At 65.1% G+C, this 14682-nt stretch carries 17 protein-coding genes; 10 read left to right on the top strand and 7 right to left on the bottom strand.

Annotation, left to right across the window (positions count from 1 at the left end):
* Positions 1-570 (top strand): hypothetical protein (locus tag C449_RS07715; RefSeq protein WP_006077423.1); only part of this gene is annotated, 570 nt, incomplete at its 5' end.
* 30 nt (positions 571-600) lie between these two features.
* Here C449_RS07715 and C449_RS18295 read toward each other — a convergent pair.
* On the bottom strand, positions 601-771 hold the full coding sequence (locus tag C449_RS18295) for a hypothetical protein (RefSeq protein ID WP_169316463.1): 171 nt from the start codon (positions 769-771) through the stop codon (positions 601-603).
* A gap of 181 nt (positions 772-952) precedes the next feature.
* Here C449_RS18295 and C449_RS07705 point away from each other — a divergent pair, with 181 nt between their 5' ends.
* Positions 953-2353, top strand: a complete 1401-nt coding sequence (locus C449_RS07705; protein WP_006077421.1) for a cryptochrome/photolyase family protein — start codon at positions 953-955, stop codon at positions 2351-2353.
* A 137-nt stretch (positions 2354-2490) separates the two neighbouring features.
* On the top strand, positions 2491-3102 hold the full coding sequence (gene sod / locus C449_RS07700; protein ID WP_006077420.1) for a superoxide dismutase: 612 nt from the start codon (positions 2491-2493) through the stop codon (positions 3100-3102).
* A 248-nt stretch (positions 3103-3350) separates the two neighbouring features.
* On the opposite strand, the gene C449_RS07695 is transcribed toward sod, so the two are convergent.
* Positions 3351-3992 (bottom strand): class I SAM-dependent methyltransferase, encoded by a 642-nt coding sequence (locus C449_RS07695; protein ID WP_006077419.1) that lies wholly within the window; start codon positions 3990-3992, stop codon positions 3351-3353.
* 168 nt (positions 3993-4160) lie between these two features.
* On the opposite strand from C449_RS07695, the gene C449_RS07690 reads away from it, so the two are divergent.
* On the top strand, positions 4161-4427 hold the full coding sequence (locus tag C449_RS07690) for a DUF5827 family protein (protein ID WP_006077418.1): 267 nt from the start codon (positions 4161-4163) through the stop codon (positions 4425-4427).
* Positions 4428-4489: 62 nt separating this feature from the next.
* Complete coding sequence (locus C449_RS07685; RefSeq protein WP_006077417.1) at positions 4490-5083, top strand: J domain-containing protein; 594 nt, start codon at positions 4490-4492, stop codon at positions 5081-5083.
* Positions 5084-5128: 45 nt separating this feature from the next.
* Here C449_RS07685 and C449_RS07680 read toward each other — a convergent pair whose 3' ends face one another.
* Complete coding sequence (locus tag C449_RS07680; RefSeq protein WP_006077416.1) at positions 5129-5839, bottom strand: hypothetical protein; 711 nt, start codon at positions 5837-5839, stop codon at positions 5129-5131.
* A gap of 102 nt (positions 5840-5941) precedes the next feature.
* Here C449_RS07680 and C449_RS07675 point away from each other — a divergent pair, with 102 nt between their 5' ends.
* The gene (locus C449_RS07675) at positions 5942-6619 is read left to right on the top strand and encodes a metallophosphoesterase (RefSeq protein WP_006077415.1); all 678 of its coding nucleotides are present in this window, start codon (positions 5942-5944) and stop codon (positions 6617-6619) included.
* On the opposite strand, the gene C449_RS07670 is transcribed toward C449_RS07675, so the two are convergent.
* Positions 6611-7903 carry an NAD(P)/FAD-dependent oxidoreductase gene (locus tag C449_RS07670; RefSeq protein WP_006077414.1) on the bottom strand — a complete coding sequence of 431 codons (1293 nt, stop codon included), beginning with the start codon at positions 7901-7903 and terminating at the stop codon, positions 6611-6613. The genes C449_RS07675 and C449_RS07670 overlap by 9 nt on opposite strands.
* Positions 7904-8241: 338 nt before the next feature.
* Between C449_RS07670 and C449_RS07665 the strand changes: the two genes are divergently transcribed.
* Both C449_RS07665 and C449_RS07660 read left to right on the top strand, forming a co-directional pair.
* A complete protein-coding gene (locus tag C449_RS07665; protein ID WP_006077413.1) occupies positions 8242-9432 on the top strand; it encodes a threonine synthase in 1191 nt (396 codons plus the stop codon).
* 281 nt (positions 9433-9713) lie between these two features.
* Positions 9714-10412, top strand: coding sequence for a LysE family translocator (locus C449_RS07660; protein ID WP_006077412.1), 699 nt, complete (start codon positions 9714-9716; stop codon positions 10410-10412).
* 10 nt (positions 10413-10422) lie between these two features.
* On the opposite strand, the gene C449_RS07655 is transcribed toward C449_RS07660, so the two are convergent.
* A complete protein-coding gene (locus tag C449_RS07655) occupies positions 10423-11109 on the bottom strand; it encodes an HD domain-containing protein (RefSeq protein WP_049913953.1) in 687 nt (228 codons plus the stop codon).
* A 194-nt stretch (positions 11110-11303) separates the two neighbouring features.
* On the opposite strand from C449_RS07655, the gene C449_RS07650 reads away from it, so the two are divergent.
* The gene (locus C449_RS07650) at positions 11304-12062 is read left to right on the top strand and encodes a GNAT family N-acetyltransferase (protein WP_006077410.1); all 759 of its coding nucleotides are present in this window, start codon (positions 11304-11306) and stop codon (positions 12060-12062) included.
* Positions 12063-12075: 13 nt separating this feature from the next.
* Here C449_RS07650 and C449_RS07645 read toward each other — a convergent pair whose 3' ends face one another.
* Positions 12076-12408 carry a hypothetical protein gene (locus C449_RS07645; RefSeq protein ID WP_006077409.1) on the bottom strand — a complete coding sequence of 111 codons (333 nt, stop codon included), beginning with the start codon at positions 12406-12408 and terminating at the stop codon, positions 12076-12078.
* 94 nt (positions 12409-12502) lie between these two features.
* Positions 12503-13027 (bottom strand): type II toxin-antitoxin system RatA family toxin, encoded by a 525-nt coding sequence (locus C449_RS07640; RefSeq protein WP_006077408.1) that lies wholly within the window; start codon positions 13025-13027, stop codon positions 12503-12505.
* A 136-nt stretch (positions 13028-13163) separates the two neighbouring features.
* Here C449_RS07640 and C449_RS07635 point away from each other — a divergent pair, with 136 nt between their 5' ends.
* Positions 13164-14642 (top strand): NosD domain-containing protein, encoded by a 1479-nt coding sequence (locus C449_RS07635; RefSeq protein WP_006077407.1) that lies wholly within the window; start codon positions 13164-13166, stop codon positions 14640-14642.
* The last annotated feature ends 40 nt before the right edge of the window (positions 14643-14682 follow it).

Here is a 14682-nt window from a genome sequence, read left to right as displayed (position 1 = left end):
GCCGACGGCGACCGTGTGATCGTCGACGAACCGTGCGGTCTCGTGGAGGAATGTACGGTCGAACTGACCGACCACATGCATGCCGAGGAGGTCAACCGCGGCGTGAATGAGGGGTTGCGCTTCGAGAAAGTCTTCGACGACGCCGACGGCGGGATCGAGGCTGTCCGTCGATCGCTCGACGAGAAGGCGCGGATGGCGCGGCAGTACGACGCCATCGCGGCGTTGACGAGGGCCGACGTTCGTCCCGAGCAGATCGTCTCGCTGCGGCGCACGGACCTCAGCCTCGGCGACGAGCGCGCGCTCGTCTCGCTCGCCGACGGCGGACTCGTCGTCCCAGTGCCGGCCGAACCGCTGGCTGCGTACGTCGAGAAGGCCGAGACGGTCGGCCTCGTCACGGAGCCAACTGATCGGTTGTTCGCCACTGCCGACGACGAACCGATTCCGGTCGGGGGGTTCGAGAGGGTGCAGCACCGCGCGCGCCTGGCGAAGACGAACATCAGCGGCCAGGGTGGCATCTGTGCGGAACTCCACGAGGCCCGCAACGGCGTCACGATCGAGGAAGACGAGTAGCGAAGCGCCGTCACCTCCTCCAACCGCCCGTCAGCCCGATTTTGCGAGCCCGTAGCGCCCCCGTTCGGTCCAGTCGACCCTGTCCCACCCGCAGTGGGGACAGGAGTCCTTCTGCCAGTCGAACTCCTCGCTACAGCGCTGGCAGAGCACCATCCGTGGCGGACTGTCCTCGGCGAGTTGGCGTTCGTCGTCGTCCGGCATACGCCAGATCATGCGTCGTGGTATCAAAACTGTTCGGGCGTCAACCGCAGGATACTCGCCAACGTGGACGCCGCCGGCTGGTGGGATCCTTGCCGATTCCAGCGGCCGTCGCTCTCCCACGGTCGCGCACACGGCGTACCGCTACCCGGTGGTTTAGGGAGCAGCCGCTCCTGTCCCTCGTATGCGACTTCACTGGCACCGGCGCGACCTCCGCGCGGCGGACAACCGCGCGCTCGCCGCGGCCGCCGACGATGGCCCCGTCCTCCCGGTCTTCGTCTTCGACCCCGACGTGCTGGAACACGCCGCCCCGCCACGGGTGGCGTTCCTGCACGAGGCGCTCGTCTGGCTCCGCGAGTGGTATCGCGAGCGCGACAGCGACCTGATCGTCGTTCAGGGCGACCCTGCCGAGGAACTCCCACAACTCGTCGACGAGCACGGGGCCGACGGCGTGGTTTGGAACCACGACTACACGGGCCTCGCCCAGGAGCGCGACGAGGCGGTCCGTGCGGCGCTCGACGAGGCGGGCGTCGATCACGAGCAGTACCACGACGCAGTCCACCACGAGCCAGGCACCATCACCACGAACGACGGCGACCCCTACGCGGTGTTCTCCTATTTCGGCGATAAGTGGCTCGACCGCGAAAAGGCCGATCCCGTTCCGGCCCCCGACACCGACGCGCTCGCCGACGTGGAGGGCGACGAGCTTCCCGCACTAGACGACCTGGGGTTCGAGGAGCCAGACGCGACCCTTCCTCCGGCGGGCACCGAGGCGGCACGCGAGCGCCTCGATCGGTTCTGTGAGTCGCCGATCTTCGAGTACGACGAGGAGCGCGAATACCCCGCTCGCGGGGGGACCTCGCGGCTCTCCCAGGATCTCAAGTACGGCACCATCGGCATCCGTGAGGTCACCGAACGCACCGCGGCGGCGCTGGACGACGCCGAGAACGAGGATGAGCGCGAGTCGGTCGAGACTTACCGAGAGGAGCTCGCGTGGCGGGAGTTCTACACGCAAGTGACCTACTATAATCCGAACGTGGTGACGCGGAACTACAAGGACTACGAGAACCAAATCGAGTGGCGGGAGGACGCCGAGGACCTCGCAGCGTGGAAGGCCGGCGAGACGGGCTACCCGATCGTCGACGCCGGGATGCGCCAGCTCCGCGAGGAGGCGTACATGCACAACCGCGTGCGGATGATCGTCGCCTCCTTCCTCACGAAGGACCTCCTGCTCGACTGGCGTGCGGGCTACGACCACTTCCGCGAGCGACTCGTCGACCACGACACCGCGAACGACAACGGGGGCTGGCAGTGGGCCGCCTCCACGGGGACGGACGCTCAGCCCTATTTTCGGATTTTCAACCCGATGACCCAGGGCGAGCGCTACGACCCCGACGCCGAGTACATCACGACGCATATACCGGAACTCGACGGCGTCAACCCCGACGACATCCACTCGTGGCACGAACTCGACGAGGAGGAACGTGAGGAGCTCGCCCCCGAGTACCCCGCTCCGATCTGCGATCACGGCGAGCGCCGCGAGGAAGCCATCGCGATGTTCGAGCGGGCGCGCGGCGATGACTGACCGGAAGCTCGCACGCCATCCAGTGTGATCGGCGACCGTCGATTCCGGTGCAGTCGCCCTGTCCGTGTGGCGTGCTACCATCCGTTCCTCAACCTTTAACAGCCGTCGCGGCGATGTACCGGGTGGAGGATTTGATCATGTCCGAACACTCGAACGCGGAGCTTCCACCGCTTCCGTACGACTACGACGCGCTCGAGCCGCACATCTCCGAGCAGGTACTGACGTGGCACCACGACACCCACCATCAGGGCTACGTCAACGGGCTCAACAGCGCCGAGGAGACGCTCGCCGAGAACCGCGAGTCGGGCGATTACTCCTCGACCGGTGGTGCGCTCGGTAACGTGACCCACAACGGCTGTGGGCACTACCTCCACACCATGTTCTGGGAGAACATGGATCCGAACGGCGGCGGCGAGCCCTCGGGGGAACTCGCCGACCGCATCGAGGAGGACTTCGGCTCCTACGAGGGCTGGAAGGGCGAGTTCGAGGCCGCCGCGTCGGCCGCCTCGGGCTGGGCGCTGCTCGTCTACGATCCGGTCGCCAACCAGCTGCGGAACGTGGCGGTCGACAATCACGACGAGGGCGCGCTCTGGGGAGCCCATCCCGTGCTCGCGCTCGACGTCTGGGAACACTCGTACTACTACGACTACGGTCCCGACCGTGGCAGCTTCATCGACGCGTTCTTCGAGGTCGTCGACTGGGACGCGGCCGCGGAGAACTTCGAGAAGACCACGTCGAACCACGAGTAGTTCCCGAACTCACGATTTTTGTGCGCCCGATTGTCAAGCCATAGTGCCGAGTGCGGGGCCGAACCGCCCACGCAGCGATACTGATTCGCAGAAGTGTTCACATTTTCTGACATAGTAGGTTCTTGGTTGGCTGTGATTAGCGTGACCGACTCGGAGGATGTACTCAGCACCCGCTCGTTGAATGAGATTCATTCAAATTCCGGTAAATCTGTTAACTGAGTGTCTGGTCGATGACTGGTGGTATGGGGCTATCGAGTGGCGATGAGGACACCGACTGTCTCGGTGATGAATTCGACAGCGGTGAGCGTGAAGCCTGCACTTGCGAGGAGAGTGGCGACAGTTCCCATCGGTGGCAGTGTTTCGTAATCGCTTGTGGTCTGCGTCGGCCCGAAGCGCATCTTGTCGGCCACAATTATACACCGCGGATTCAACGCCGCGAGACCGTCGATGGCCGCGCGTAATTCGTCCTCGCCTCCTTCGTCGTAGGCCATATACAGGGCGTAACTGGCGACAACGACATCCACCGATTCTGCAACGTTCGGTTCACGAAACGACCCGTGGTCGAACGAGACGTTGTCGATACTGCGCCGTTCAGCCTTCTCCCGGGCGTACTGGAGCCACTCGTCGGAGATATCTCGCCCTACCACGTGGTCACACTTCGACGCAAGTTCGAAAGCGACGATACCTGTGCCAGTGCCGATATCGACCACGGTATCATCGCGCTTGATTGGAGCATGCGTGAGAAGAGAGGACAGACACCGCTGGTACACCGCATCCGCCTCGCTGTCCGCATCGTAATCCATCGGGGTGTAGCCGTGATAGTCACGTTCCGTGTTGGTCATCGATACGGCGAATAGGATGTGCTGAAGCATAAGGATCGCAAGAATCATCGCTGACACATACGACCGATACGCGTCCTGTATCTCGTGGGATGTATCTGGCGACTACCGGAGAGTAACGGGTCGAATGTATGAATCCTTCTTCGAATCCCGATAGTAGCAACGGCACGAGCACGACCACATCGCTGGGGATTTAGGCCGGTTCGGCGTAGCGACCGTATGCCCCGACCGAAATCGTCGTTCGATCGCGTGCGGCCGTTCGAGTTCCGTGCCCCCGACGAGGTGCTCGATCCCGACACGATGTACACCGTCTACGAGATCGCACGACTCCTGCAAGGGCTCGATCCCGACACCGAACTCGACGTCGAGACCGAGGACGTGCTGCTCGACTGGGCGATCCCATGGATGGTTACGAACGCCGACGCGCTCTGTTTCGCCGAGCCCGCGAGCGACGACGAACCAGGTCACTACGGGCTGAGTTCGTAGATCGACACGACCCGGCCGCTGCCGTCGAGTCGCTTATAACTCGGCGACGCCTACCGTCGGGCGTGCCAGAAGCGGTGACCGCCCTGCTGTCCGAATGGTTGGTTCTCAGCGCGATCCTCGCCCTCGGCTCCGTCGTGGTCGTCGCCGGCGTGTTCGTCGTCGGCGCGCGACTGTTCCCGACCACCGTCCAGCATTCGACGCGGCTCACCGGCGAGGGAAAGCGCCGGCGCGAGATCCGCGAGTACCTCCGATCGATCGACGAACCGTTCGCCGAGAACCATCCGGTCTGTAGCCAACCGGTCGCGTTCTACCTCCCGAAACGTGACGTGGCGATCACGTTCGACGCACGGGTGTACTACCGGATCCAGCGGTCGGAGACGCACGCCGTTCTCGTCGAGCACGAACTCCCCGGTGTCCATCTCGGTTCGCGACTGCCGTTCGACACTCCCGATCTCGCACTCGATGAAGGCACCGGAGTCGACCCTGCGAGCGCCGCCTTCGGGGTGCTCGGCCTCCCGGCGGGCGCGAGCGTCGCCGAGGTCAAGACGGCCTACCGCGAGAAAGTAAAGCAGGTCCATCCGGATCACGGCGGTGATCACGAGGAGTTCCGTCGAGTGCGCGAGGCGTACACGACTGCGAAAGAACACGCCGGGTAGTCGCGTCGCGGGCGAGATCGATCGGTAGTCTCACGAACTTCTGAATTACGCCTTCGTCAGCGCCAGGCGGTAGTAGCCGGTATCGGCTCTGACCTCGGCGACGCTCCAGCCGGTACCGACGGCCGCCTCACGGACGCGATCGGGACTGAACAGGCGGAAGTACAGCGTTTCGCCTACCTCGCCCTCGTACTCGAAGTGCAGCACTCGGTGGGCGAGGCCTGGCGTTGGGTCTGGACGGTAGCCGAGCAGATCCTCGCCCTCGTAGTTGGGATCGTAGCCGTCGAGCACCGCGCTCGCGTCGGACGTCGTTACGAACGCGAGATCGCCGAGAAACCGGCGCAGCCCCTGCATCGACCCCGCGAGTCCCAGCTGGGTGCCGATGGCGAGCGCCGACCCGAACCGATCGCGGTCGAACGTCTCACAGAGCGCGAACATGTCCCCGACGCGGGCGTCGCGGACGCCGCGCTCGCACATCGTCTCGACGAGGCGCTCGCTCACCTCGATCGCGACCGTCTCGAACTGCTCCTGAAAGTACAGCACGTCCCGGCCCGCACCCGCACCCATGTCGAGCAACGGTCCGTCGAGCCACGACGCGCACCACGCGCCCGCCTCGCTCTCGGGGTCGAACGTCCCGAAATAGAACTCCTCGATCGGATGGTTGCGAATCTTCTCGCCGTCCCGGTCGAGCAGCGGTTCGTCCTGTTCGCCGCGATGGAAGTCGCGGATGGCGCGACCGAANGGATCGGTGGTCGTCACACTCTGTGACACACCTGCAATTGTAATAAGAGTGTGATGAAAGACGGTATCGGGTCACATCCGTTCGCCGGGGCTATCCGTTTCGCGCTCGGAGACCGGGTAATGGACGCGGCGTTCGCGGACCGGGCGATCCACCTTCCCGAAAGTGATGCGCTCGTGCTTGCGGACCTCCATCTCGGGCGCGGCGCGAGTGCGAACGTCGAGCTGCCGCTCTCGGAGAGCGACGTTCCGTCGCGACTCGCCGAACTCTGCGAGCGCTTTTCGCCCACCGAGGTCGTGCTCGCGGGCGACGTGCTCCACTCGTTCGATCGCCTTCCCGACGGGGTGCGCGAAACCTTCCACCACGTGGAGCGAACGGTCGAGCAGGCCGGAGCGCGGCTGATCGTCACACCAGGCAACCACGACACGCTGCTCGACGCAGTGTGGGACGGTCCGACCGCGGACGAACACCGAGTGGGGAAAACGGTCGTCTGCCACGGACACGCGCTGCCCGACACCGCAGCCGAGCGGTACGTCGTCGGTCACGATCATCCGGCGATCCGGATCGAGGGACAACGGCGGCCTTGCTACCTCGTCGGACGGTCGGCCGCCGTGGCCGCCGAGGTGGTCGTGTTGCCGTCGTTCACGAAGCTCGCACCGGGCGTCGTCGTCAACCAGCTCGGGGCGCTCGATTCGCCGCTCGTGACCGATCTCGACGAGTTCCGGCCAGTAGTTCGCGACGAAGACGCGGACGAGACGCTCGAATTCCCTCCGCTGGGTACGTTTCGAGAACTACTCTGAATCGAGCACTGCACGAGCGGCCGCACGGCCGCTGTCCAGCGTGGCGTGGATCGACGACCACCGGGTGTGATCGCCAGCGAGATAGACGGAACCTGCCGGTGCGTCGACGGCCGGCGTGTCGCGGTAGAAGCCCGGCGGCTGGGCGATCTGGGCGAACGGGATCCGATCGGTGTGGCGATGGACGAGATCGTCGAACCGGCGCTCGGGGTACCACGCCGCGAGCGTCCGCTCGACCTGTGTGGCGAGTTCGTCGTCGCTTTCGTCCGGATCACCGAGGAAGGTGGCGCTCAGAAGGGTCTGGGCATCTGGAGCGTACTCGGGAGCCACCGTCGAGAGGGGTGCGACGTGGTTCGGGCCATCCTCGCCGGCGTTGAGCAGGAGCTTTCGCCCGGTGTCGAGGGCGTTGTAGGTCGGCAGCGAGAAATACTGGGTCACGCAGCCGCGGGCGTCGGTCGGGATCGACGCGACGTCGGTGAGGTCCCTGGCGGACTGCGGATCGGTGGCGACCACGACCGCGTCCGCCGTGTGGGTCTCGCCGCCGGTCTCGACCGTCACCTCGTCGGTCGCCGTGTCGATCGATCCAGCCCCACGCTCGGGCGTCTCGATCGTCTCGACCGGCGTATCGAGTGCGATCCGGGCACCCTGGTCGCGAGCCGTATCGGCGAGCTGTTCGGGGATCGCACCCATTCCATCGGCAGGGATCGCGATCGACCCCTCGGCGAGCATCCGAAAGGTGTAGCCGAACACCGCGGCCGAGGTCGAGAGGTTCCGATCGAGCGTGATTCCGCCGTAGAACGGGGCGAAAAACCGCTCGACGAACGGCTCCGAGAATCCCCGATCGGCAAGGAACTCGCGGATCGATCGGTCCTCGCCAACGAAGAGCTCGGTCTCGTCCCGTTCGGCGAACTCGCGGCGGAGGGAGAGCACCCTGAGCTTGTCGCGGAGCGTGGGATCGCGGTTGAACAGGGTGTCGGTGAGCGAGCCGGGATCGCGGAGCGGATCGGCGAGCACGGTCCGGTGGCCAGGTCGCGCGATCGTCGCGCCGGGCGTGAACTCGCGGAGATCGAGCGCATTGAGGTCGAGTTCGCGCTTTGCGGCGGGATACGCCGTGAACAACACCTGGAAACCGCGATCAAGCACGAACCCGTCCTCGTGGCGGCTCCGAACACGACCACCGACCGTGTCCCGGCGCTCGAACACTTGGACGTCGATCCCCGCGCGGGCGAGGTGGCGGGCCGCAGTCAGCCCTGCGAGCCCCCCGCCGACGACGATGACCCGAGTCATGGATCACCTCCGATCGCCGGGGACAAAACCGCTGGCATCAGGGTTGGACGACGCTTCGCTGGCTCGGAGTATGACCGTGCAGTTGGCGCGCGGCTGCGCGCCGCTTGTCGGCGCGCCATTCTCGTGCGAGGGATGAGCGAAGCGAGTGAAACGAGCGGAGCGAATCGGCTGGGGAGGTGTGTGGCTTGCGGTTCTCATTGATGTCGGCAACAGTGCGGTCTCGGAAGCCGTTTCGAGACTGGCGATTCAGGTAATGTTGCAACGTCAACTCGAACCGGATTTGACGACAGCGATGATCGGACGGGAACCCATTTGTCGCTCCCGACCCGTCCAAGCCTATGGAGACGACCGCGGCGTTCGACGGGCTCGAATGCACCGACTGCGGCGAGCGATTCGACGCCGAGTCGGTGACCCACGACTGTCCCGAGTGTGGCGGAATCTGCGACCCGACGTACGACTACGAGGAGATCAATCTCACGCGCACTGACCTCGAAGCCAGGCCGTTTGACGGCCAGTGGCGCTACGAGGAACTCCTCCCGATCCCGCGTGACGCGGCGGTGACGATGGACGAGGGCACCACCCCCCTGATCGAGTGTCCCGCGCTCGCCGACGAGCTCGATGTCGGGCGGGTCGTGATCAAAGACGAGGGTCGGAATCCGACGGGCTCGTTCAAGGATCGCGGCCACGCGCTCGCGGTGTCGGCCGCACGCGAGCACGGCGCGAGCGACATCGTGCTCACGTCGGCGGGCAACGCCGGCCAGGCGGCCGCGGCCTACGCCGCCCGCGCGGGGCTCGACTCGCACGTGTTCGTCCCCTCGCGAGCGAACTTCGTCAACAAGGCGATGATCAACGTCCACGGCGGCGACATGACCGTGGTCGAGGGCCGCTTCGAGGACGCCGCCGCGGCCTGCGCCGACGCGATGGAGGGTGAGGACTGGTACTCCACGAGCTCGTTCACGACGCCATACCGCCACGAGGGCAAGAAGACGATGTACTACGAGATCGCAGAACAGCTCGACTGGGAAGTCCCGGACAGAATCGTCTACCCCACCGGCGGCGGCGTGGGGCTCGTCGGGATGCACAAGGGCGCGAAAGAGTTCCGGGACCTCGGGCTCACCGACGACCTCCCCGCGATGTACGCCGCCCAGTCGAGCGGCTGTGCGCCGATCGTCGACGCGTGGAACGCGGGCGACGCGACCCACGAGACGTGGGACACGCCCGACACCATCTGCGGCGGGATCGAGATCCCCGACCCCGGTGCGAGCCCGCTGATTCTCGACGCACTCCGTGAATCCGACGGCGGCGCGGTCGCGACTCCCGACGAGGACATCCTCGACAGCGCGATCACGGTGGCCCAACACGAAGGAGTCGAGATGGGTGCGACCTGCGCGGCGGCCGCGAGCGGCGCGTGGGAGCTCGCCGAACAGAACGAGTTCGAGAGCGACGACACGGTAGTGCTGATGAACACCGCCACCGGCAACAAGGAAGACGACATCCTCCGGAGCCATCTGATGGGCAAGGGTATCTAAGCATCGACTTTTTTACACGGGGTCCTCAGTCGCTCGCTTGCGGTACAGTTGCTGGCGATTTCCGCACTACCGCCGCAACCGCCCCGCACAGCACTGCTTCCGCCACCGCAACCGCACCACTGCCGCAACCGCCGCCTGGCGGCCGCCGCACCAGACCGCGTCGACATGTATCAACACGATGAACAGACTTATTCGCGCCAGTCGCCGCGTATGAGACGATGACGATGAAGACAGGTGCGTCCGCTGGGTGCACGACCGACACCGGTCAGAGAGAGTGATCGATGGCCGTTCTCGAAGCCGCAACGACGGTGCTCGCCGGTGCGGTGTTCGGCCTCGCGATCGCCGCACCGCCGGGTCCGATGAACGCGATCATCGCCGAGGAGAGCGTGCTCCGCGGCTGGACAGCGGGATTCTGGGCGGGACTCGGTGCGTTGATCGCGGACGCCTGCTTTTTCGTGCTCGCAGTGGTCGGTGCGGTCGCAGTTGTCGAGCGGTTCCCGATCGTGCGCGGCCTCGCGTTCGCGATCGGCGGCGCGTTGATGCTTTACTTCGCCTACACTGCGGCGCGGGATGCCACCGCTTCGACCGACGAGGTAACTCCCGAGGGTTCGCGGGGATTCCGAAAGGCGTTCGTGCTCGCGCTCACCAATCCCTATCAGATCGTCTTCTGGCTCACGGTTGGCGTCGGACTGCTTGAACCGGGCCGGATCGACGTGCTCGCGGCGCTGCCCTCCGTCGGCGAGGCGCTCTCGGGCGTGTTGGTCGTTTCGACCGGGAGCCCAACGCTGCTCGTCGGGTTTTTCGCCGGGATCGTGGTCTGGATCGTGGGGTTTCCGGCGACGCTGGTCGCGGCCGAGCGGCGGGCTACCAGTGTTGGACCGACAGTCGCCTACGCGAGCGCGATCGTGCTCGCGGTCTTCGGACTGATCTTCCTCGGCGAGGCGACGTCGGTGCTGGGTGGATCGTTCCCGCTCGTCTGAGCCAGGTGGCTCACTCGTCGGGCTCGATGTCCACGCCAGCGATCTCGTCGTCAAGCCATTCGCGCAGCCACTTCACGCGCTTGAGCCGCTGGTGGACGAGGCTCACCGCCCGATCGCTCTCGACGCGCGCGGCCACGTCCTCGCCGCGATCGGCCACTCGCCCGACCATCTCGGCGGCGTCCATGTGGGTGCGTGATTCGTAGCCCATCCGGAGGACCAACAGCACCGCTCCGTTCGCTCCCACCTTGTCGAGCAGATCGGCCTCGATGAGACACCGCGTTTCGAGCGGGAGCTCCGTGAGCGGGCCCTGATAGGAGTGATCGGCGACCGCCGTACACACCTCCTCGACGAACGACTCGGGGTACTCGCCGTGCGATTGGAGATATTCGCGAGCGACGCGTGCGCCCGCCTCGGCGTGGTGGTCCTGTTCGGCTTCGAGCTTCGAGACGTCGTGAAAGAGCGCGGCGACCCGGACGACGTCGACGTTCGCACCTTCGGCTTCGGCGATCTCCGTCGCGATCGCGACCACGTTTCTGATGTGGTTGAACCGGTACGCCGCGGAGTGCCACGGGTACCACCGCATCCGACCGCCGTCGACCTCGTTGTTGACGCTGGCCGCGAGGTAATCGCCGACGAAGGCTTCCATCGCTTCGAACGATGCAGCCGAAACCGGCGATTCCCTCACCTCAACTCCCAACGTGATCCCTCCAGAACGCTCGTATGATGGTCATGTTAGTCCACTAGACGAATGTTCGACTCTTTAGCGTTACGACAACGTGTTCGATGTCACCAGACGGTCCGTCCACGACGATCCACGGATGGGCGACGCCGGAGCCGGGTCGACACTGAATCGGCACCGGGGTTTATGCGTTCGAACGCCGAAACAACGGCATGAACCTCAGGGAAGCCACCCACGACGACGGCGAAGCGATCAGACGGATCGCGCGCGATTCGATGGAAGCGTCGTACTCGCTCAGCCCCCGGGCGATCGACGGGGCGATCACCCAGTGGTACGACGACGAGACGCTTGCGGAGAAACTCGACGAGGACGACACACTCCTGTTGGTCGCCGAGGAAGCGGACGAGGTCCGCGGGTTCACCGAGAGCGACCTCGTGAACGAGGGAGGCAACGGCGACCTGCTATGGCTCCACGTCGACCCCGACTACCGTGGCCAGGGGATCGGTGCGGGGCTGTTCGAGCGCACCCGGGAGGCGCTCTCCGAGATGGGGGCCGCACAGCTCCGTGCGAAAGTGCTCGACGACAACACCGAGGGCAACGATTTCTACACGGCGTACGGATTCGAGCAGGTCGGCACCGACACCGTCGAGATCGACGACGGCAGCTACGTCGAGAACATCTACCTCCACGCCGACGACGCCGAGGTCGAACCGACGACCGAGTCGTCCGATCCGGTGCGCACGCTCGACGACCAGGGACTGTACGTCAACGAAAAACAGGTCGAGCGCGGCTCGAAAGCACCCTTTCTCACCGCCTACAGCGACTCCGAGTTCGCGGAGGAGGACAAGTACGGCTACTTCTGTACGAACTGCGAGACCCTTGATAACGCGATGGACACGATGGGCCGAGTGAAATGCAACGAGTGTGGTAACCTCCGGAAGGCGACCCGGTGGGACGCGACCTACGGGTGATCGATTACACCATTCAGGGCGTGCCCGTCTTCCGACGTCGTTGGTAGAGGGAGACCGCTGCAACGCCGAGAGCAACCGTGACGAGCTGCAATCCAGTTCTACCGAAGATGATTATGCTCCCATGTGCAGCGAGGCCGAGTGCGGCATACAGCACTAGATTCGGCTTCCAACCGACGCCGGTATCACGAATCGCTACCGTTTCTTTGTAAAGCGATACCGGGAACACTATTATCACAAACGTCTCAAGACCGACGATCAATCCGATCAGCCAGAGAAGTTCCACTCCAACGTAGAGCTGGTCAATGACGAACAGCACGATCGAGAGAACAGCGTATAGCAACTCCACGGCGACACCGTACCACAGCGCGAGATTCCCGTGCTGTCGGTCATGGTTCGAGATCTAAGTGAGGAACACAGTTCGGTAGTTCGATCGCGCGGCCTCAAACGTCGTCGGGTGCCGTATGAACCGTTAGATCCACGGGCCGCGATTCGCCCTCAATGTCGGCGACGATCCGTTCGACCACGCGCTCGGCCTCGCGTTCGATCAGCGGCTTCACTTTTTCGACCACCCACGACAGGGAGACGAGCCGCGGGAGATCGAACCCGCTCGGATCGACCGAATCGGCGTCGAACTCGATTCGGAGGCGGACCTCCGAGGCGTGCTCGCGGCCTGCCGGTGGGTCGACGGCCGTGACCGTCCAGCGGCCGCGGGCGTCGATGTCCTTCGTGACTTGCCAGTCGATCCGGTTGGGCGGGTCGACTTCGGTGACGCGCGAGCGCGCCGTGTAAGTGAGTTTCCACCACGCGAAATGGAGATCGTACTCCGTGCCGGGCGAGCCGTCGCCGTGGCTCTCGACACCGGTGAGGTACTCGGAGTAGTTCGCGTAGCCCGGGAAATCCAGCAGGAACTCGTAGGCCTCCTCGGGGGGCAAGTAGACCACGGTGCTGACTTCGACGCTATCCACGGCAACGTCTCGTGTCCGTGGCTGGTAAACGTTCCCTTCTCGACATGGAGCGTCTCGAGGTCGGCTCACGCGAGGGTTTCGCCCGGTCGATACCGGGAGATACATACGCACCGCTTTTGTACGGATTCGACGACTAATGCGAAGACGTCCCGGTTTCGATAGCAATGGAGCGGAGAATCGGCGGACGCTGCTCGTCGGCGTCGTGGTGGTGGCGCTGCTCGTGGGCGCAACCGGGTCGCTGGTGGGCCTCGCTGGCGCACAGAGTGGAGGGAACGCGACCGGGGTCGACTCGTGCCGGACGATCGACGCATCCGGGACGTACGTGCTGACAGAGAACGTCACGGGCGGTGACGGGAACTGTCTCACGATCACGGCGAGCAACGTGACCCTCGACGGGGCGGGCCACAGCCTCCAAGGAAGCGGATCGGGCCACGCGATCCACGCCAACGGCTCGTCGCGCGCGGTCGAGAACGTGACCATCAGACGCGTCCAAACGAGCAACTGGACGGTCGGCGTGTTCTACCTCGGTGTCGATGGCAGCACGATCCGCGGGACGGTCGCGGACAACAACACCCAGGGAATCACGCTCGCGAACGCGAACGACAACCGGATCGTCGACAACACGGCGTACGTTAACGGGCTCGGGATCGCGGTCGGTGGTGAGAGCGAGAACAACACCCTTCGGAACAACGTCGCAGTCGATAACAAGTGGGGGATTCACTTCGAGCGCGAGAGCGAAAACAACACCGTGACCGACAACACCGCGCGGAACAACACGCGGTGGGATTACTACTCGCTCCGGAACGACGGCACGAACACCGTCACCGATCTCCGACTGTCCACCACGACCGTCTCGCTGACCGAGCAGAACGTCGGGCTGCGATCGTCGACGTCACCGCCGGAGATCCCCCAGGGAACCCGTAGCCTCGGGACGTTCGTCGAAGTGACGAGCACGGGTGGCGGAGGCTCGGAACTCTCGATGACGATGAGCTACGAGGGGTCGAACGCCTCGTCGGTCACGGTGTGGCGCAACGACGGGGAGTACTGGACCGAGGTCAACGGGGCCGAAACCGACACCGCGGCGAACACGGCGACGGCCACCAATCTCACGCAGTTCGGGACGTTCGCCCCGCTCGCCGACGTCGCCGGTGCAGCCGGCGGGTCGGTGAACGTGTCGGCCGACGCGGCTCCGCCGATCCAGCAGACGCTGACGCCGGTCGCGTCGCCACCGACGGTGGCGAACGGCACGACGACAACAGCGAACGATACGACCGCGAGCAACGCTACGGCCAACGCATCGGCGAACAACGTGACTGCAAGCAGCGCAACGAACGCTACAGCGAGCAACGCAACGGCAAACGGCACGACCGCGAGCAACGCCACGGCGAATACGTCGATGAACGGAGCAACGCCGGCCACGACCACCGACGCGCCGGCGACGATCACGCCCGCGGAGAACGTCTCCGGAAACGGCTCGACGACTGCCGCTCCCGAAACGGGCGAGAGCGGGGCCACGAGCGGGTTCGGGTTCGGGCTCGTCCGGATCGTCTTCGTGCTCCTCGGGGCCGTCGCGCTCGCCACACTCGGCGTGGTTGCGGTTCGACAGTCACGCTGAGAGAGTCTGGGCCAGCCGAACTTCGCTGAATCGTGACGGC

The organism is Halococcus saccharolyticus DSM 5350 (assembly GCF_000336915.1).
Lineage (GTDB): Archaea > Halobacteriota > Halobacteria > Halobacteriales > Halococcaceae > Halococcus > Halococcus saccharolyticus.
The sequence above is the reverse complement of the archived record's forward strand: the minus strand, read 5'-3'. Positions and strand labels throughout refer to the sequence as shown.